The sequence below is a fragment of the Endozoicomonas elysicola genome, from assembly GCF_000710775.1.
In the GTDB taxonomy this organism is placed as follows: Bacteria; Pseudomonadota; Gammaproteobacteria; order Pseudomonadales; family Endozoicomonadaceae; genus Endozoicomonas; species Endozoicomonas elysicola.
In genome coordinates, this window is the sequence record NZ_JOJP01000001.1 from 1,799,605 (window position 1) to 1,819,303 (window position 19,699).

General features: G+C 48.2%; 15 protein-coding genes. 7 read left to right on the plus strand and 8 right to left on the minus strand.

Annotation, left to right across the window (positions count from 1 at the left end; all coding sequences use genetic code 11):
* The 6 genes from GV64_RS26095 to msbA all read right to left on the minus strand — a co-directional run bounded on the left by GV64_RS26095 (position 1) and on the right by msbA (position 8,885).
* The gene (locus GV64_RS26095) at positions 1-288 is read right to left on the minus strand and encodes an SDR family NAD(P)-dependent oxidoreductase (protein WP_020580702.1); all 288 of its coding nucleotides are present in this window, start codon (positions 286-288) and stop codon (positions 1-3) included.
* Positions 272-526: an SDR family oxidoreductase gene (locus GV64_RS26100; protein WP_020580701.1), complete on the minus strand. Its 255-nt coding sequence runs from the start codon at positions 524-526 to the stop codon at positions 272-274. The genes GV64_RS26095 and GV64_RS26100 overlap by 17 nt, the downstream gene beginning before the upstream one ends.
* Before the next feature lie 362 nt (positions 527-888).
* Entirely contained in the window at positions 889-1,854 is a 966-nt protein-coding gene (locus GV64_RS07580) for a hypothetical protein (RefSeq protein ID WP_020580700.1), read from the minus strand.
* 648 nt (positions 1,855-2,502) lie between these two features.
* On the minus strand, positions 2,503-5,613 hold the full coding sequence (locus GV64_RS07590; RefSeq protein ID WP_020580698.1) for an efflux RND transporter permease subunit: 3,111 nt from the start codon (positions 5,611-5,613) through the stop codon (positions 2,503-2,505).
* Positions 5,610-6,950: an efflux RND transporter periplasmic adaptor subunit gene (locus GV64_RS07595; protein WP_020580697.1), complete on the minus strand. Its 1,341-nt coding sequence runs from the start codon at positions 6,948-6,950 to the stop codon at positions 5,610-5,612. The genes GV64_RS07590 and GV64_RS07595 overlap by 4 nt, the downstream gene beginning before the upstream one ends.
* A gap of 96 nt (positions 6,951-7,046) precedes the next feature.
* Positions 7,047-8,885, minus strand: a complete 1,839-nt coding sequence (msbA, locus tag GV64_RS07600) for a lipid A export permease/ATP-binding protein MsbA (RefSeq protein WP_020580696.1) — start codon at positions 8,883-8,885, stop codon at positions 7,047-7,049.
* 649 nt (positions 8,886-9,534) lie between these two features.
* On the opposite strand from msbA, the gene typA reads away from it, so the two are divergent.
* Entirely contained in the window at positions 9,535-11,349 is a 1,815-nt protein-coding gene (gene typA / locus GV64_RS07605; RefSeq protein ID WP_020580695.1) for a translational GTPase TypA, read from the plus strand.
* A gap of 83 nt (positions 11,350-11,432) precedes the next feature.
* Here the strand turns inward: typA and GV64_RS07610 are convergent, their stop codons facing one another.
* Entirely contained in the window at positions 11,433-12,566 is a 1,134-nt protein-coding gene (locus GV64_RS07610) for a hypothetical protein (protein ID WP_157236877.1), read from the minus strand.
* Between the two features lie 209 nt (positions 12,567-12,775).
* Here GV64_RS07610 and pip point away from each other — a divergent pair, with 209 nt between their 5' ends.
* Both pip and dtd read left to right on the plus strand, forming a co-directional pair.
* A complete protein-coding gene (gene pip / locus GV64_RS07615) occupies positions 12,776-13,729 on the plus strand; it encodes a prolyl aminopeptidase (RefSeq protein ID WP_020580693.1) in 954 nt (317 codons plus the stop codon).
* 45 nt (positions 13,730-13,774) lie between these two features.
* Positions 13,775-14,212, plus strand: a complete 438-nt coding sequence (gene dtd / locus GV64_RS07620) for a D-aminoacyl-tRNA deacylase (protein WP_020580692.1) — start codon at positions 13,775-13,777, stop codon at positions 14,210-14,212.
* Positions 14,213-14,338: 126 nt separating this feature from the next.
* Here dtd and argS read toward each other — a convergent pair whose 3' ends face one another.
* A complete protein-coding gene (argS, locus tag GV64_RS07625) occupies positions 14,339-16,081 on the minus strand; it encodes an arginine--tRNA ligase (protein WP_020580691.1) in 1,743 nt (580 codons plus the stop codon).
* A 489-nt stretch (positions 16,082-16,570) separates the two neighbouring features.
* Between argS and GV64_RS07635 the strand changes: the two genes are divergently transcribed.
* From GV64_RS07635 to GV64_RS07650, 4 genes are all read left to right on the plus strand, one after another.
* On the plus strand, positions 16,571-17,161 hold the full coding sequence (locus GV64_RS07635; protein ID WP_020580689.1) for an SPOR domain-containing protein: 591 nt from the start codon (positions 16,571-16,573) through the stop codon (positions 17,159-17,161).
* A gap of 106 nt (positions 17,162-17,267) precedes the next feature.
* Positions 17,268-17,810: an ATP-dependent protease subunit HslV gene (gene hslV, locus GV64_RS07640; protein ID WP_020580688.1), complete on the plus strand. Its 543-nt coding sequence runs from the start codon at positions 17,268-17,270 to the stop codon at positions 17,808-17,810.
* Between the two features lie 30 nt (positions 17,811-17,840).
* On the plus strand, positions 17,841-19,178 hold the full coding sequence (hslU, locus tag GV64_RS07645) for an HslU--HslV peptidase ATPase subunit (RefSeq protein ID WP_020580687.1): 1,338 nt from the start codon (positions 17,841-17,843) through the stop codon (positions 19,176-19,178).
* A gap of 83 nt (positions 19,179-19,261) precedes the next feature.
* Positions 19,262-19,639, plus strand: coding sequence for a gamma-butyrobetaine hydroxylase-like domain-containing protein (locus GV64_RS07650; RefSeq protein WP_020580686.1), 378 nt, complete (start codon positions 19,262-19,264; stop codon positions 19,637-19,639).
* Positions 19,640-19,699: the final 60 nt, after the last annotated feature.

Here is a 19,699-nt window from a genome sequence, read left to right on the forward strand (position 1 = left end):
TCAAGTTTGCAATTTCAGGAAAGACGTAGGTGGGACTTTCACTTCCAACCTGAGGTTCTGGTATATCATATGAATACCACCTTTGCAGATATCATGGACAGATGAAAACAAAGGATAGAGCCCAGCAATAGAACCAATGTGAATTATATGACCTTTACTGCGAGCTTCCATACCCGGAGCAATAATATTGATCAGATGCATGGTAGCCAGCAGATTGGTATTCATTGCTATAGCAACTTCATCTCGGGAAACTTTATGGAGCGGCGTGTGCTCAACCCAGACCTGCATTACTGACCAGTATATCCACTTCCAGACCCGTCAGCTGTCGATAGAGCTTATCGGTATCACAGATATCAAGAACCACGGGAATTACACCGGTTTGTTCAGCTAGGCTGTTGAGTCGATCGGCCCTCCTTGCCAGTGCATAAACAGTAATCCCTTGATCAGTTAACGCCTTTACAACACTGGCCCCTATGCCGCTGGAGGCGCCGGTCACCAGAGCGGTTTTATAGGGTATCTGATACATGCTGTGCTCCAATGATCGTTTTGTGAATCTATCAGCATAGTCAGATCTTTTTAATATGCACTCAGTACTTCTTTTCAGATTCCGTGGTGATTACTGGATACTTATCAATTTAGTAACCGTGGGTTTGTACAGGCGAAAGAATTGTCCATTTTTTCACTTGTCTTCCATGTGTTAGATGGCTTTGGCAATAAGGGGGTATTTTCCGCTTCAGACCAAAAAGGGGATTCAACATGCTCAATGTAGCTTCGCTGCTTAGCAATAAACAGCTGTTTGATTTTGTAGAAGCTTCGAGATACTTGGATGAAATATATAAGTGAAACCTGCCTGGGACTTTATTTGACAATTAGGGGGTGGGGGGGGGCTTATTCTGTAATTGATGCTGTTGACATGAGAAGAGCAGCAAAGGTGTCATATAGGGCATTAAGAAGCGGAGTCATCATCGCTTTTATATTGGGCTCTTCTTTTATGGAGGCCTCTACTGATCCCACTAATTCTTCAATTGCCTCTATCGTGAGTGTCCTTCCCTGCTCTTTAATTGAGTATGTTAAAGCCTGTACACAGGCTGATACGCTTATTCTTTTTTCATCGTCAGGCTGGTTCTCATTGAACTCCTTTATTGCCAGTGCAAGCAGCTCTTTTACTTCTGTAATGATATTTGAGTCTCCACTCTCTTGCTGTTTTGTTGAGGCGTAGGCTTCAGGACTGAAACCTTCAGCCCCCTGAAGAGTCAGGTCGTCTTCGTTGTATGCAGAGGGTAAGGTGGCTGCAGCAGTGGCGGAATGAGGAGAGTGTCCTTTTACCGATGAGGTTGGCTGTTCTTGTGCAGGACGCCAGGAGCTTCCATCTTTAACCCTAAGTTCTTCTACTGCTGGTGTTATTTTTGCCAGAGTGAGGCGGAAATACTTATAGTCGGGATCTGTTTTGATTTGCTCGCCGATCTCATCATGAATCTTAACAATTGATCTTCTGTCACCGGTATTCAGTTCTTGTAGATTATTTTCTTTAATCAATTGGATGATATGTTGGTTAAGCTTGGCTAGCTGGCCATTGACTGTCGATATATCCGGTGAAACTCTATTGCTTTTCAGCTTTTCTTTGGCCAGTTCTTTCTTAACCCATTCCATAAGTTGTAGCGGTTCTTCAACAGGTGGTGGAGGCTCTTTTGGGTGAAATATCTCCCAGTGCCTGCCCTCAAGTGACTCCATTTCTGTACGGAAATAAGCTGTTATTTCTGGTGTTGTTTGTACTACTGCTGGATCCCGAGGAGGAGGGGTTTTCAGAAACTCAGGGAATATTGTCTGTAAAAGCTGGATACGTTCTCTGGCCATCTTGTGCCTTTGTTCTATAGGACCTTCTGCTTTATCGCAGGTTAAATAGGTCCCTGATATGCTGGCTACATGATTCGATAAGTGTTCTCTTCTTGTCTACTAACTCACTAGGGCCGAACTTGAACAGGTCAACCTCGACGCGCAGGGTTTCAATAATACCTGCATCGGAGTCAAGCAGTAGTGCAGTCTGTTCTGTCAGCTTTTTGGGGGTAAATGTCGGTTCTGTTTGCTTAGAAAATAGTGCCTTGTTCGTAGGTCTGAGGCATGTGTGTTTCGATTCCAGGTTACCAATAGTTTCCATTGCCTTGTTCAGTACAGGGTGAATGTTAACGGTTGGTGGGATACTTCTTGTAGTGTGGAGTCGGAATCTGCGTTGCTTTTTCCCTCTTCTCTGATGCATGCTATGTCCAGCCTGACATTGTTCTTCTAACCGTAGCTCGCATGGAGCACTTGCCAGAACCACAACTGACTTATCACCCATTTTCCCTTGGATTAACTCTTTTGCCTTTAGATCCCATTGTGGCAAAAGATAAAAAGGGTCGCTGTTAACTGCCTGCATCTGACTGGGCTGAAACCTACTTTGATGTGGTATATATTTGCTCAATCATTTGATTAGATGCAGATAATAAAGTTCCATCAACAAGACCATTATTCAGACTTCTTTCTGATCATCCCAAAGTCAGCAAGAATGGCATACGCCGTAGGGATCACAAAAAGCACCATCAGTGTGGAAGCAAATATCCCAAAGACAATGGAAATAACCAGCGGTTGAACCACCTGAGCCTGCAGGCTGCGCTCTAATAACAGGGGTAACAAACCGACAGCGGTCGTTACCGATGTGAGAAAGACCGCCCGGAAGCGATCTCGGCTGGCAAGAACCGCAGCCTTATGGACTGTCTCCCCTGCATCAATGTGATGCCGGATATATTGCACTAGCAAGATTGAGTCATTAACAACAATACCGGCCAGAGAGACAAAGCCCATAATGCTTGGCATGCTCAGCGAATACCCCAGCAGGAAATGTCCCCAGATCACTCCGACTAATGCCAGTGGAATAGCAAGCATCACCACAAAGGGCTCAAAGTAGCTGCGGAACTGGAAACTCAGAATGGCAAAGATACCAAAGAGTCCGAGAATAAATCCTTTGCTCATGGAGTTGCTGGTTTTGGCGTTCTCTTTGACTTCACCCTCAAAGCCAAAACGAATGCCCGGGTAGTTTTGCTTCAACTCTGGTAAAAGTTCCTGTCGCAGTTTTCGATTAATCTGGCTGGCACTGGCTTTTTTCTGATCGATATCGCCGGTGATGGTCAGCGTTCGCAGGCCATTGATGCGCTGAATACGAACGAAGTTCCGTTCATAAGTCAGTGTTGTGATGGTTGCCAGGGGAACCTGACTGCCGTCAGGCAGGATAATGGGCAGGTTTATCAGGTCATCCAGCTGATTGATATCCTGACTATCCAGTTGTACCTGTACTTCCAGATTTTCAGAGCCGACCTGTATTTCATCTGCCGTCTGGCCGAAATAGGCAGCACGGAGCTGGCTGGCAATCAGCTGGCCATCAATCCCAAAGCTTTCTGCCCCCGGGCGCAGTTTGATCACCACTTCCTCTTTTCCACGACGCATGTCATCCATCAGGTTACTGACACCGTCGAAATTCCCCAGGAAAGATTGAATATCCAGGGATGCCGCTTTCAGGGTTTCCAGGTCTTGATGCTGTGCGCGGATTTCAATGGCTCTTCCTGAAGGGCCTATGGAGCCCATGGTAAAGGTCATGGCGATGGGGCCGGGCAGTTCGCCAACATCTTCCCGCCAAGCGTCCAGAAAGTCATCCAGCAGGGTATTTCTGGATTCTGCGGAGCGCAGATCAACTTTTACCGTGGCAATGTGAGGGCCTTTTTCACTGGCATCGGGATTGAAGTTATAGCGCTGTGTTATGTTTTCTACCAGTGGGTGTCCATCTTCATTGTTACTGGATAACTGACGGTTGAGTTTTTCCGCGCTGGCAACCACCGTTTCTACTAAGGATGAGGTTTGCTGTAGGGTGGCGCCCGGGGGGAGAATGATTCTTACCTCGGCCTGGTCACCATCCACTTCCGGAAAGCCAATGAAATAAATAGCACCGCTGGTGATAAGAGAGATGGAAATCAATAGCAGAGATAACACACTGCCCATAAACAGGTAACGCCACTCAATTACCTTGCTGACCATATTGACCAGCTTGCCGGTTCTAAACTGTTCGAACTGTTCAAGAAAACGTTGTTTAAAGGCAAGTACCGGGCGTTCTTTGTTATTTTTCTCTGCGCTTCTGTGCAGAGAGTGAGCCAGATGGTGGGGCAGAATCAGAAACGCTTCAATCAGGCTCAGTGTCAGTACCAGAATCAATACCTGGGGAATGACTTTTAATACCGAGCCCATCTGCCCTTCCAGAAACAACAGGCTGCCGAAGATACAGATGGTAGTCAGGTAGGAGGATACAACGCCGGGCAGCACCTTTTTAACGCCAGCTAATACGGCGTCGTCCACTTCCATTCCACGGTCAAGGTGAGCGGCGATGGACTCTGAAATCACAATGGCGTCATCCATCATAATCCCGATGGCCATCAGCAGGGCAACCAGGGAGATGATGTTAATGGAGAGACCCAGTTGTGCCATCAGCATGATGCTACCCAGGAACGCCACGGGCAGACCTGCGGCTACCCAGAATGAGTAGCGCAACGAAAAAAACAGCCACATCACCCCAAACACCAGCAGAATACCCTGCCAACCATTTCGTACCATCATGGTCAGGCGATCCCAAAGGACGGAAGAGAGATCATTGGTCATGGTCAGGGTAATACCATCCGGTGCCCTGGTCTGCTCCTGTTGGACAAAATTCTCAACTACACTCTTTACCCGCAGGGCGTCATCAGCCTTGTTTTTGCTGATGGTCAATATGGCTGCTGGCTGACCATTAAAGTGGATACGGTTTTCATCCAGCTCAAATCGATCTGTGATAGTGGCAATATCCGCAAGGCGTATCACGCCACCAGAAGTCGATGATGCAATAATGGTTTGGCCCAGTCTTTCAGGGGTTACTTTGCGTTCATCGAATCGAATAAGCAGGTTTTTGTCCCGGGTTTCAATATTGCCGCTGGGAAGTTTGATGTTTTGCCGGGCCAGTTTGCTGGCGATATCACTGACCGTCAGGCCCAGTTGTCGCAGACTGGACTCCCTGAGCTCTACCCTTAGTTGATGATCTGAGAAGTTGTGCAGTGCTACCAGCTGAAGTCCTGCATCTACTTTCATTCTTTTTCTGACGTCTTCTGCATAGGCTTTCAGGTCAGGCAGGCTGGTATTTGCAGTAATGGCGACATCGACAACCCGTTCATTCCAATCCAGTTCCTGGACAACAGGAGACTCGATCTCGCTGGGGAAGTCGTTAATGGCATTGATCTGGGTTTGAACATCAACCAGCATCCGGCCAATATCGGCGCTATTATCGAGTTTTATGTTTAAAGAGGCACTGCCTTCCTGCGCCTGGCATTTAGACTCTTCTATATGGCTCAGGCCATCAATGGCGTCTTCCATTCGAAGGCAGAGGCTTTCTTCCACCTCTTCCGGCGTTGCTCCGGGGTATGCGACGGTGGCTGAGATATAGCTGGGTGAAAATTCTGGAAAGGTCTCCCGCTTGATGTCTGGCAGCGATAAAAAACCAGCAATCAGCAGCGCGGCCATCATTAAGTTGGCTGCCGTTGGGTGTTTGATAAAATAGCGGATCACTGACTGGCCTCCGCTGTTTTACTCTTCTCTTCTGGATGATTGCCTGCCAGTTTGAGCTTCATGCCATCAATAGCTGGAATCAGGTCGGTTGTGACTATCATGTCGTCTTGTTCAACGGCGCCATCAATGGCGGCAAGGCCATCCCTGCGGAACAGAACCTGAACATCCACTTTGTTCAGGGTTTGCTGCTCACTGATTCGATAGAGCGTATTGCCATGCAGGGCGGCCTCAGGTACCAGTAACTGAGGTTTTGCAAGCCCTTCAATCATGGCTTCAACAAACAGGCCGTTAGAAAGCGGAACCTGGTTGCTGTTGAGCATTGTCCGTATATCCTGTTCGACCTCGAGAATAACGCCAACCGTCCCTTGGTTGGGGTCAATGGTTTCACTGATCCTCACGACACGGGCTTCCCGCTCAGCCCGATAGTTACCGCTGCTGACTTGGACCTTGGCTTTTAGATTGAACTGGTCCGGCCGGATTCTGGAGTAGTCAGTGATATTTCCGGAATCAAAGGTAATGGTACTCAGCAATGTTTTAATGTCGTGCAATGGTACCTGGGCTTCAACTTCCATCTGGCTGATGCCGTATAGCAGTGCCAGTTGCTGTTGGGGATTTATCGCTTCACCGACTTCAAAATCCACACTGGCAACACGGGCGATAAATGGCAGGGTAATGGTTGTCTTACTTAACTGGCGCCGGGCCTCTTCCAGTCTGGATTCGTTCACTTTGACCTGGGCTTCACTGGTGCTGCGGTTGTCCGGAATCAGTGCCAGCTGGTTTTTCAGGCTCAGTACCTGACTTTGTTGAGAGAGAAAACTGAGTCGCTGTTGATCAACGTCGGATTTTGAAATCACGTTTTTCTTGAGGAGGTTCTCTTTGCGAACCAGCTCTTTTTCAATTAGTGAAAGCCGTTTTTCCTCAATGTCCAGTGACGCTTTCAGGTTTTGTTCTTCAAGGTTCAATCTGGCCAGTTGAGCTTTGCTGGAGTTCAACTCGGCCTGAGCCCTGGCAAGTTGTAACTCATAATCAAGAGGGTCTATTTTCAGCAGGGTTTCACCGGCCTTGATGACTCTGCCTTTTTCCAAGTCGGGATGACGGTAAATGATCTTTCCACTGGTCTCTGCAACGGCTTTCCATTCCACTTTGGGCTGTACACGACCAAAGCCAGATATAAGAGGTGCGATCGCCTTCTGCTCAATGGCTTTGGCCTGAACAGGTACTGCGCGGTCAGTTGAGGGGTTAAGCGGGGGGGATTGCCGGTTAGCCAGAGCCAGAATAAAGATAAGCACCCCTATGCCAAGGGCAAAGAAGAAAAACCTTTTCTTGGAAGCCTGCACGAAAATGTCCTTAGTTATTTTCCCCTAAGGACATTATTCACAGATTAGCCAGTTATGGCACGTGATTTGTTGCTTAACTCTTGAGTGGTGGATTACTCAGGCAGGTACCTGCTCCACGGTTACCGGTGCTTCATCCTGAAACTGCATTTTGTGAAGTTTGGCGTAATGCTCACCTTTAGCCAGCAGTTCTGAGTGGCTGCCCCGCTCGATAATTCGTCCATGTTCCATCACGAGAATGCAGTCCGCATTTTCTATGGTGGAGAGGCGGTGTGCGATAACCAGCGTAGTGCGGCCTTTCATAATATCATCCAGTGCTGCCTGAATATGACGTTCGGATTCAGTATCCAGCGCTGAAGTTGCCTCATCCAGGATAAGGATCGGAGCGTCTTTCAGGACTGCTCTGGCAATAGCCAGGCGTTGTCGTTGGCCGCCTGAAAGGAGAACACCGTCTTCACCCACAATGGTATGAATGCCATCAGACATATCTTTGATAAATTCGGTAGCGTGGGCAGCTTCTGCGGCCAGGCGGATATCTTCCTCATCAGCAGTATCCCCCAGAGCTCCATAAGCAATATTTCTGGCTACGGTATCATTGAACAGGGTGATGTTCTGGCTAACCAGGGCGATATGACTGCGCAGGTTTCTCAACTCAAAGTCATTGAGAGGAATTCCATCAATAAGAATGTCACCTTCGGTATGGTTATAAAATCTTGGTACCAGATTGGCCAACGTCGTTTTACCAGATCCCGAGCGACCCACCAGGGCAAAGGTTTGTCCGGGCTCAATGGTAAAGCTGATTTCATTCAGAGCTGGTGAATCAGCGCCCGCATAGGTAAAGCCAACCTGTTTGAATTCGACGCAGCCTTTTACCCGGTCACAGGTGTACTGGCCATTGTTGGCTTCAGGTATCTCATCCACCATTTCGAAAATGCTTTCCGCGGCAGCAATACCCTTCTGAATATTGGCATTCACTTCACTGAGCTGGCGGATCGGCTTTGGTAGCAGTGCAGCCGCAGTGACATAACCAACCAGTGTGGCTGTGGTTGAGTCACCTTTAACAAACAAAACCATAAACAGCAGCAGGGCCAGGGCGATAGAGACGATGAACTGTAGAACCGGGGTGTGTACAGAGCCCGCCTTAGCCAGCTTCAGATTCTGGCGAGTATTGGCAGCACTGGAGGACCGGAAACGGTCGCCTTCGTACTCTTCACCACCAAACCCTCTGACTTCACGGTAACCATTGATGGTTTCAGACGTCACATGGGTCAGGTCACCCATGGAGTTTTGAATGTTCCTGCTGATCCGACGGAACCGCTTGCTGGCATAGGAGACGACCAGTGCTATTACCGGCAGTGCTGCAATAAAAATCAGGGTCATTTGCCAGCTGGTGTAAAACAGGAAGCCCAAGAGAAAAACAACCGTCAGGCCTTCCCTGACAGCGACCCGGATGGCATCCGTTGCTGCGGAAGTGACAAGGCTGACGTTGTAGGTAATGCGGGCAATCAGGTGACCGGAACTGTTGTTATCAAAGTATGAGTTTGGGAGGTTGATCATTCGATCAAACATCTCGGTTCTCAGGTCATGGATAACGTAGTTCGCTACTTTGGATATATAGTAGTTACCCAGGTAGGAGCCGATACCCCGGACGATGGCAATAATGATCATCAGTGCAGGAATCAGCCAGAGAGAGGATATACCTGAGTTGGATAGCCATGCCCAGTTCTGTAGAAGGGTTACTTCCTCGCCTTCCAGCGCCTGAACAAAGTATTCAAGCAGTTTGGCGAAAGCGGGCTGGGTCAGTGCAAATATCGCCAAGCCCAGCAGGCTCAGCGCAAAGTACCCGGTGTAGGGTTTTACATAGGTCAGCAGTCGAATGTAGATCTGCAGGCTGCCAGTACTGCCAGAGCCACTGGTAAAAGGTTTCTGTTCTGACATGATATAGGGTCGTTATCCGGTTCAAGGCCGAAATAAAAATGAACCCGCGAGGATAACAGTGTATCCAGTGGTTTAAAAAGCCTTTTTACGCAGCGTTTTCGGAAGAAATGCATGTAAAATAGCAGATGTGTTGGTCCGATTGCGTAAAAAAGTTATCTAATTAGTACATTCTGGCGTAGGGGTTTTGGCGGGGATAGGGTACTATTGCGCCCTTTTTTATAGATAACAGCGATTAGCCTTGGCCACACAACCTCCCCAAAAAATGAGGCTTTAGGCTAGTCTGTGGCAAGGTTCTGTTGGCATAAGGCTGAGTTGCTCAGTGGTCCATAACGCTGTTTTCCATAAGGCGAGCTGGTGAAGGTGTAGTGGTTCTGCATCAAACCAGCTTAACGAAGTTGGAAAGCAGCTTTAAGGACCACCCTTTGGGTTCAAGCCATAACGCTCACGGATGCGTTGCAAGAACTTGAAATACATTAGTATTCCTGCGTTCTTGTGCCTTGCCTTGAACGTTATGGCTTGAGCTGAGCTTGACAGCCTTATGTCAACAGAGCCTAAGCCCCGATAAACGGATAAATCCCCCTGGATTTCTTACAGGTTCGAAAACGGACTCCGTTTTCGTCGCAGGAGGATGAATTGAGAGAATGACACAGTGATCGAAAAACTGCGGAACATCGCCATTATTGCCCACGTTGACCACGGTAAGACTACGCTCGTGGACAAGTTGCTACAACAGTCCGGTACTCTGGGTCGAAAGGACCAGGGCGCTGAGCGTATCATGGATTCCAACGACCAGGAAAAGGAGCGCGGCATTACCATCCTGGCCAAGAATACGGCAATTGAGTGGCGCGATTTCCATATCAACATCGTTGATACCCCAGGGCACGCTGACTTCGGTGGTGAAGTTGAGCGCGTACTCTCCATGGTTGATTCGGTTCTGCTGCTGGTGGATGCGGTTGATGGACCGATGCCACAGACTCGCTTCGTTACCCAGAAGGCATTTGAACAGGGCCTGAATCCTATTGTTGTTATCAACAAGGTTGACCGTCCGGGTGCCCGTCCTGACTGGGTTATGGATCAGGTGTTTGATCTCTTTGATCGTCTGGGTGCCACTGATGAGCAGCTGGACTTCCCGGTTATTTATGCGTCAGCCCTGAATGGTGTTGCCGGTCACGATCCTGATGACCTGGCAGAAGATATGACACCGCTGTTTGAAATGATCACTGAGCGTGTGCCTGCACCTTCCGTGGATGTTGATGGTCCTTTCCAGATGCAGATCAGTGCCCTGGATTACAACAGCTATGTCGGTGTTATCGGAATCGGTCGTATCTCCCGCGGTACGCTGAAACCGGGCCAGCAGATCGTGCTGGTGGATATGGAAAATAAACAGCGCAAGACTAAAATCCAGAAGGTTATGGGCCATCTGGGTCTGGAGCGTGTTGAAGTTGAAGAAGCCCGTGCTGGTGACATTGTCTGCATTACCGGTATCGATCAGCTGAATATTTCTGACACGCTGTGTGATCCTGAGCGTCCGGAAATGCTCCCTCCGCTGACGGTGGATGAGCCAACGGTCAGCATGACTTTCCAGGTGAATGACTCTCCGTTTGCTGGCCAAGACGGTAAGTTTGTAACCTCCCGAAATATCCGTGAGCGTCTTGATCGTGAGCTGATCCATAACGTTGCACTGCGTGTTGAGCCCGGTGACGATGCGGATAAATTCAAGGTTTCCGGTCGTGGTGAACTTCACCTGTCGGTATTGATTGAAACCATGCGTCGCGAAGGCTTTGAGCTGGCTGTTTCCCGCCCTCAGGTTGTGGTGAAGGAGATTGATGGTGTTAAGCAGGAGCCATTCGAGCATGTGGTGGTGGATATTGAAGAACCACACCAGGGCTCTGTAATGGAAGAGCTGGGCCAGCGTCGTGCCGAATTGAAAGATATGGTACCAGACGGCAAGGGTCGCGTACGCCTTGATTTCATCATGCCTGCTCGTGGTCTGATCGGTTTCCGTTCACAGTTTCTGACTCTTACTTCCGGTAGCGGTATTCTGACCTCTATCTTTGACCATTATGGTGAGGTGAAAGGCGGTGAGGTTGGTCAGCGTAATAACGGTGCGATGATCTCCATGGCTAATGGTAAGGTACTGGCCTACTCCCTGTTTACACTGCAGGAGCGTGGCCGTTTGTTCATCAACCCTAACGTTGATGTTTATGAAGGCCAGATTATTGGGTTACACAGCCGTGATAATGACCTGACGGTAAACCCAACCAAAGCCAAACAGTTGACCAACGTTCGTGCAGCGGGTACTGATGAGAACATCATTCTGACTCCGCCGGTTCGTCATTCTCTGGAACAGGCTCTGGAGTTCATTGATGATGATGAACTGGTTGAAGTGACGCCAAACTTTATTCGTATTCGCAAGAAGTTCCTGAAAGAACACGAGCGGAAGCGTGCCAGTCGTTCCAAGTAAATCTTGGTAATAGAATCAACGCCCCACCGAGTTTTCGGTTGGGGCGTTTTTTTTAAGCATCCTTAATATCAATAGAGCGCACCTTAGAGGTATGGGTTTCCTGCAATTGGAAAATAGATAACCACGAGAGTAACTATCAAGCCGATTCCAATACATGCGGTAATACCGTAGCCGGGTGAGGAAAACCAGGCTTCCAGCCAGTGCGGGCTACCGGGTTTCCAGGATTTTAAGCGCTTATCTCTTTTGTGTCCGTCCTGATGGGGAGGGTAGTTTTGTCTGATTTTATTAATATCGGACTTAGTGAGAGGTGATGCGGGTGGTCTTTTTGTTTTTTTGCTTGCTCTTTTATTGGTGGATACAAGAAAGTTTATCTCTAATGGTGATGTGAGCAGGATCACCGGTTTGAGTTTTGGGTTGTCATAGCAGCTCAGAATCGTTGAAAGGTGGTATTCAATATTGTCCAAAACCGTTGGTGGCGGCAATAACAGATTCGTGCTTATAGGTTCCGGGCTTAATACTTTTGAAGTGATTACCCGGTTATGGCTAATATCAATATCAATAATATGCTGATTTACCGATCGGGCTATGCATTGAAGAATGGTATGCCGTTTCTCTTTTATGCTCTTGAAATTTTCCAGGATTAACATTTCAGGACAGAGCTGAGTACTATGAATAACCTTTCTTGTTAATAGTTCAAACAGGTTTGAATAAAAGTCTTCATCATTAGTAAGGCGTTTTTCAAGATCAATGTAATGGCTTAGCCAATAAGCCAGATCGATTTCATTCTGCTCCAGAACTAATGCTTCGAATACCCTTTCCTGTGTTTTATTTAAATTAAATATCGGTTGAAGCAGTTGAGAAAGTTCATCATTACCGGTTTGGGTAGCCGTGATAACAAGTTTCGACAGGTAGCGATAAAACTGTTCGGGTCGAGATGTATGCAGAGCTTGCAAAGTGAGCTGAGTGTATAGCCACCGATCTTGCTGTGGAGTTGCACGATTATTGGCTGAGTATGTTTCAAATCCCGCTTCATTTATCCACTGTTGAGCCGTCACTTGATCTACAGGAGAGAAATATTGAAAAGCAAGCGCTTCTATCGTTATGGCACTGGTTAAAACGATTGACGTTGCTTTAATTACTCTTCTTAACTGATGCTTCATATTGTTCGGGGCATTACTCTTTTCGGCGCTATACAGCAGGCTATCAGCGAGTATCACTAATAGGTGTTTTTTTATCAGGAGCTACAGTTGGTGACTGAAAATGTATAGAGGTAACTACGCCTGATAAGCCTGAGACAGGCTCTGCCTGAATTGGTTCAAATCATGACTTTCTGAGAAAGGATAAGCGCTTTGCTGCAATAACCGTTTAAGGTTAAGGTAAGGCATAATTCTGCTGACTTTATGAAAGTTTCCTGAAAGGATTTTCCATGCGCACTCTGTATCCTGCCATCAAACCTTACGCTACCCGGCACCTGCAAGTTGATGATATTCATGAGGTCTACATTGAAGAGTGTGGTTCTCAGGATGGTATACCGGTGCTATTTGTTCATGGTGGCCCTGGAGCAGGTTGTACAGAGCGAGATCGTCGCTTCTTTGACCCAGAAAAGTATCGGATTATTCTTTTTGACCAGCGAGGATGCGGTCGATCCAAGCCTCATGCAGAGCTCGAGCAGAATAACACTGCCTTGCTGATTGAAGATATGGAGTTAATTCGATCAACCTTGGGGGTTGATAAGTGGTTAGTTTTTGGTGGATCCTGGGGCTCAACACTCTCTCTGCTTTATGCTCAGGCTCATCCAAAGCAGGTATCTGGATTGGTAGTCAGAGGTATTTTTCTCTCCAGGCAACAGGATTTTGACTGGCTTTATAAGGATGGAGCCAGCAGGGTGTTCCCGGACCACTGGGCGCATTTTCTGGAGCCAATTCCTGAGAGTGAAAGGGGCGATCTGCTGGAGGCTTATTATCATCGGCTGTTCGGAGACAATGAGCTGGCAAGAATGAATGCTGCCAAGCATTGGTCTTTGTGGGAAGGAAATACGGCTACGTTAAGGCCTAATCATGAGTTGGTAGACCATTTTGCTGACCCGCATCTGGCGTTATCCCTGTCCCGGATTGAGTGCCATTATTTCAGGCATCATTCATTTATCAATCCTAATCAGATTATTGAAAAAATGAATCTGATCTCAGCAGTTCCAGGGGTTATTGTGCATGGTCGCTACGACATGATCTGCCCACTTGATAATGCGCAGGCTTTGGCAGACCACTGGCCGGAAGCTGACTTACAAATAATTCGTGATGCGGGCCATGCCTCCTGCGAACCGGGTATTGTTGATGCACTGGTTAGAGCAACCGATGACTTTGCACGAAGACTGGCTCCATAAAAGGCTTTCGCAACACTTTATTTGAAAATAATTCGAGATGGATAGATGAAAGGCCTGATTCAGCGTGTAAAGCACGCCAGTGTTGTAGTAGACGGAGAAACCGTTGGTGAAATTGGCACTGGTATTCTTCTGTTGCTAGGAATTGAAAAAGGGGATGATTCGGCTCTGGCAGATAAACTGCTTGATAAAGTACTGAAGTATCGAATTTTCAGTGATGAACAGGGCAAGATGAATCTTGGGTTGAAAGATGTGGGGGGCGGCCTGTTAATCGTTTCCCAGTTCACCCTGGTTGCCGATACCCGCAAAGGGTTACGACCCAGCTTCAGTTCCGGTGCATCTCCTGAGCAAGGGGAAAGGCTCTATAACTACTTTGTTGAGCAGGCTCAAGAGCTTCATCAAGAGGTAGCTACCGGCCGGTTTGGTGCAGATATGAAAGTCTCTCTGCTTAATGATGGTCCAGTAACGTTTATGTTGGAGGTTTAGTTCTGGACTGCAATAGCTGCAGGAAATAATGGATACTGAAGCAGAAAGTTTTAAGTTAACTTGCTTGCTTCGAGTCTTCCTGATTACATCAAAGGCTGGTTTTTACACCAGCCTTTTTGTTTTGCACTACATCTGCTCGACAGTTTCAATACCCAGCAGGCCAAGACCCAGCTTCAGGGTTCTGGCGGTCAAGCCGCAGATCTGCAGGCGGCTGTTGCGCAGCTCTTCAGAAACCCCTTCCTTGTTAACCGGGCAAGCTTCATAGAATTTCATAAAGGCGCCGGAGATTTCATAGAGATAAGCGCACAGCTGGTGTGGCAGACCTTCTCTGGCAACGGACTCAATGGTTTCGCTGAAGCGGCAGAGCTGAAGAGCCAGCTCTCGCTCGGCCTCGTTTTCGATCAGAATGTTGCCTGTGAGGTCGGACTCACTGATACCTGCCTTGCGGAAGATGCTCATAATCCGGGTGTAAGCATAGAGCAGATAGGGGGCAGTATTACCCTCAAACGCCAGCATATTGTCCCAGTCAAAGACATAGTCACTGGTTCTGTTTTTGGACAGATCGGCATACTTAACTGAGCCGATGGCAACGGAGCGGATAACGTTAACCTTCTGTTCTTCAGAAAGGTCGCCAGACTTGCTGGCAATCACGGCTGCAGCTCTCTCTTCGGCTTCATCCAGAAGGTCTGCCAGTTTAATGGTAGTACCAGCACGGGTTTTGAATGGTTTACCATCTTTGCCCAGCATCATGCCAAAGGCGTGGTGTTCCAGAGATACATGGTCAGAAGCAAACCCAGCCTTGCGAGCAATCGTAAATACCTGCTCGAAGTGCTGTCCTTGGCGTGCATCCACATAATAGAGCACACGATCCGCATTCAGGGTGTGGCAGCGGTGACGAATGGCTGCCAGATCGGTCGTAGTGTAGAGGAACCCACCGCCGGACTTTTCAACGATGACGCCCATTGGGTCGCCATCTTTGTTTTTGAACTCATCCAGAAAAACAACTTTTGCACCGTTGTCTTCACTTAACAGTCCTTTCTCATCAAGCAGCTTAATGATGACAGGAAGGCTGTCATTGTAGGCGCTTTCGCCCATAACATCAGTGGCTGTCAGTGAAACATTCAGGCGGTCATAGGTATCCTGATTGTGTGACAGAGTGATGTCGACCAGCTTTTTCCATAGCTTATGGCAATACTCATCGCCTGCCTGAAGGCGAACCACATAGCTTCTGGCTCTGGTTGCAAAGTCGGGGTTGTCATCAAAATGTTTTTTAGCTTCCCGATAGAAGGTTTCCAGATCGGAGAGCTCCATGCTCATGGCTTCCTGGCTTTCTTTTTCCAGTTCTTCCAGGTGGGCAATCAGCATGCCAAACTGGGTTCCCCAGTCGCCCAGGTGATTCTGACGGATCACTTTGTGCCCAAGAAATTCGAGCGTTCTTGCCGTTGAGTCGCCAATGATGGTTGAGCGCAGGTGGCCAACATGCATTTCCTTGGCAACGTTCGGTGCTGAATAATCAACGACAATTGTCTGTTTGTTATCCGTTTCGGCAACACCGGCACGAGGATCTTTGATAGCGGAGAAAAGGCTGCTGGCCAGCCACTCAGGGGCGAGATGGATATTGATAAAGCCCGGGCCAGCAATCTCAACTTTGCTGGCTACGCCATCAAGGTCAAGGCTGTCGATCACTTTTTGAGCCAATTCCCGTGGATTCATGCCCATTTTTTTAGCAGCAGCCATGACGGCGTTGCATTGGTAATCACCAAAATTCGCCCGTGCGCTGGGACGAACCATGGCTGGGGTGCCTTCTGGGGCTCCCGCAGTGATAAGCGCTTTGACGACTCTGTCTTCAAGCAGCTTGAGAATATTCATGCATGAGTCCTTGGTTAAACTCGGGTATATAGCGACTGTTCCTCTCAGACCCTTTAAATAGTCCGGGCCGAGAGGAGAATGTAAGCTCATGTGCCCATGTTATCTGATACTTCCTGTCCGCTAGAGACTCTACAGTAACAAGAGCCTTTTAACCGTCAGAAGTTCATATCAGGGCATGACAACGTCTATACATCTTGCCTGAAGCTTTTGGTGAGCATTGAATCATTGGTGCTGGGGGAATGCCTTGTCTAAAACCAGACAGCAGCACCGATTCTCTCAAGTAAGGTCAGGCGGGCAGGTTGTTGTTCTGAGCACTAAATTGGTGGGAATGCTATCGAAAAAGGCCTTTCGTCTCAATAGAAGCTCTTTCGTATTCAAATGGCTGGGTACTTATATCAGTCTTATTGGAGATAATGGTATCGTTAAGCAGTAGAGTGCCTATAAAGAGCCTGATCGCAGACAGACCTGACGAACGATAAGTTGAGAATTATGACATCCAGATCAAACAGTACCAAGCGGGGAGCCAGTAAGTCGAAAAGTGCCGGCAAAACGACATCAGTGACTATGCCAAATTGGGGCTGGTTGCTGGCAGGTCTGGTGATTGGTGTGTTTGTTGCTTTTCTGGCAGGGTTAATGCCTTCTGCGAAAGATGTCAGGACTGTGGCTGAACAGGTCGCTTCAGCATCTGTGGATGACCAGAAAAACAATAGCCAGCCCGTGTTTGATTTTTATACTTTACTTCCTGAGTCGGAAGTGACGGTATCTATAGCCGATCCGGCTCCGGTTAAAACCCCGACCAAAAAAACGGATAAGATAACAGCTGCGCCTGCAGTAAGCGCTAAGCCAACAAAATATCTGCTTCAGGCAGGCTCTTTTCGCAGTGCAAAAGATGCTGAGAGGCTCAGGGCTCAGTTGCTGTTGGAAGGTTTGATGCCCAAGGTTGAGCGAGTGAATGTAGGGGGCAGTGAAACCTGGCATCGCGTGCAGCTGGGGCCATTCACTGACCGGGCATCGCTTCAGAGTGCCCAGAAAGTGTTAGCTGGCCAGAATATTGATAGCCTGCTTTTACAGCTGAAATAGGAAAAACTCAGTTCCGGGGAGCTTTCTCTACAGACCCTCTTGATAATTAAATACATCTCCCCAATATAAGGCTCTGTTATCCGTTTTTTTATTTAAGGAGCGAGCCTTGGAACAGTATCGTGGCACAACTATTCTGTCGGTGCGTCGTGGCGGCAGTGTCGTGATCGGTGGTGATGGCCAGGTTTCGCTGGGTGATGCCGTCATCAAGGGCAATGCCCACAAGGTACGTCGACTCTATCACGGGAAGGTCATTGCCGGGTTTGCAGGTGGCACCGCTGATGCATTTACTCTGTTTGAGCGCTTCGAAGCTCAGCTGGAAAAGCATCAGGGACGACTGACCAAGTCAGCGGTTGAGCTGGCTAAAGAGTGGCGAACTGAGAGAGCCCTGCAAAGGCTGGAAGCGATGTTGATTGTTGCTGATGCCACCGCCTCCCTGATTATCACCGGTAATGGTGACGTGATGGAGACAGAGGATGGAATTCTGGCCATTGGCTCTGGTGGGTTTTATGCTCAGTCGGCAGCGAAGGCACTGTTTCAAAACACTGAAATGGGTGCCCGTGATATCGTCGAAAAGAGTCTGGGTATTGCGGCAGATATCTGCGTTTACACCAATTCAAATCAAGTCATTGAAGAGCTTCCAGCTGTCTGAAGCCATTGCTATTTAAGACGAGTTTCCAATATGTCAGATATGACGCCCCGCGAAATTGTTCATGAGTTGGACAAACACATTATTGGTCAGGATGAAGCCAAGCGTGCTGTAGCAATAGCGCTTCGTAACCGCTGGCGCAGAATGCAGTTGAATGAAGATCTGCGTAATGAGATTAGCCCTAAAAATATTCTGATGATTGGCCCTACCGGTGTTGGTAAAACAGAAATTGCCCGACGCCTTGCCAAGCTGGCCAATGCACCGTTTATCAAGATCGAAGCCACTAAATTTACTGAAGTTGGTTATGTGGGGCGTGATGTCGAGTCTATTGTTCGTGACCTGATGGATGCCGCGATCAAAATGCTTCGGGAAATGGAAATGGAGCGCGTTCGTCATCGGGCTCTGGACGCTGCTGAAGAGCGAATTCTGGATGCGCTACTTCCGCCGGCACGCTCCTTTGGTGAAGACTCTCAGCCGCAGGACAGCTCTACCCGTCAGGTATTCCGCAAGAAGTTGCGCGAAGGTGATCTGGACGATAAAGAGATTGAAATTGATGTTCGCGAAGCGGCAATGGGCGTTGAGATCATGGCGCCTCCTGGTATGGAAGAGATGACCAATCAGCTTCAGAGTATGTTTTCAAATCTGAATACGGGTAAATCAAAAAACCGTAAGCTGAAAGTCAAAGATGCAATGCGTCTGGTTCAGGAAGAAGAAGCGGCCAAACTGGTGAATGAGGATGAGCTCAAGACCAGGGCTGTTGATGCTGTTGAGCAAAATGGCATTGTCTTTCTTGATGAAATTGACAAGGTTGCAAAACGCTCTGGTGCTTCTAATGCGGATGTTTCCCGGGAAGGGGTTCAACGTGACCTGTTGCCTCTGATTGAAGGTTGCACTGTTTCTACCAAATACGGCATGGTGAAAACCGATCACATTCTGTTTATCGCTTCTGGTGCCTTCCACCTGGCCAAGCCATCAGACCTGATTCCAGAGTTACAGGGCCGACTGCCGATTCGTGTTGAGCTGAAAGCACTGTCCTCCGATGATTTTATGCGTATTCTGACAGAGCCTGATGCGTCTCTGACGGAACAATATCAAGCGTTGATGGCAACGGAATCACTCAATATTGAGTTTGCCGAAGATGCCATTCGTCGTCTGGCCGAGGTCTCCTGGCAGGTTAATGAGCGTACTGAGAATATTGGTGCCCGCCGCCTTCATACCGTGATGGAGCGCCTGCTGGAAGAGGTCTCTTTCAGTGCTGCTGACCTGGCTTCTGCTCAGGATGGTACACCGCTGAAGATTGACGCAGCTTATGTGGATAAACACCTAGGTGAACTGGTTCAGGATGAAGACCTGAGTCGCTATATCCTCTAACAGCCTGTGTTGAGGTGGTCAGCGCCTTGCTGACCACTCATCTTTCTTACTCTTTTTACTAATGAGTGGGTATCCTGCCAGAAATGACAACCTCGATCCCTTCCGCCATTAAGCTTCACAAGCGCTCCAGATCATTGGAAATTCAGTTTGGCCACGAATCATTCCAGCTGGAAGCAGAGTATCTCAGGGTGTTAAGCCCTTCTGCAGAGGTTCGTGGCCATGGCAACCCCGTGTTGCAGACCGGCAAGGTGAATGTGGCGATTACCGGTGTTGAAATGGTTGGTCAATATGCTATCAAACTGATATTTGATGATGGTCATGACAGCGGTATTTATGACTGGGGCTACCTTTATGAACTATGCCATAACAAAGAGGCGATGTGGGATGCGTATCTGCAGGCCCTAAGGGATGCTGGTGGCAGTCGTGATCCTGATGTTTCAGTGGTTCGCATTTTTCAGTAATCGCGTTGAGGGGAATTCCCTCAATGTGGTTTATATAAGCCTTGTGTCTTTTTAAGTTAT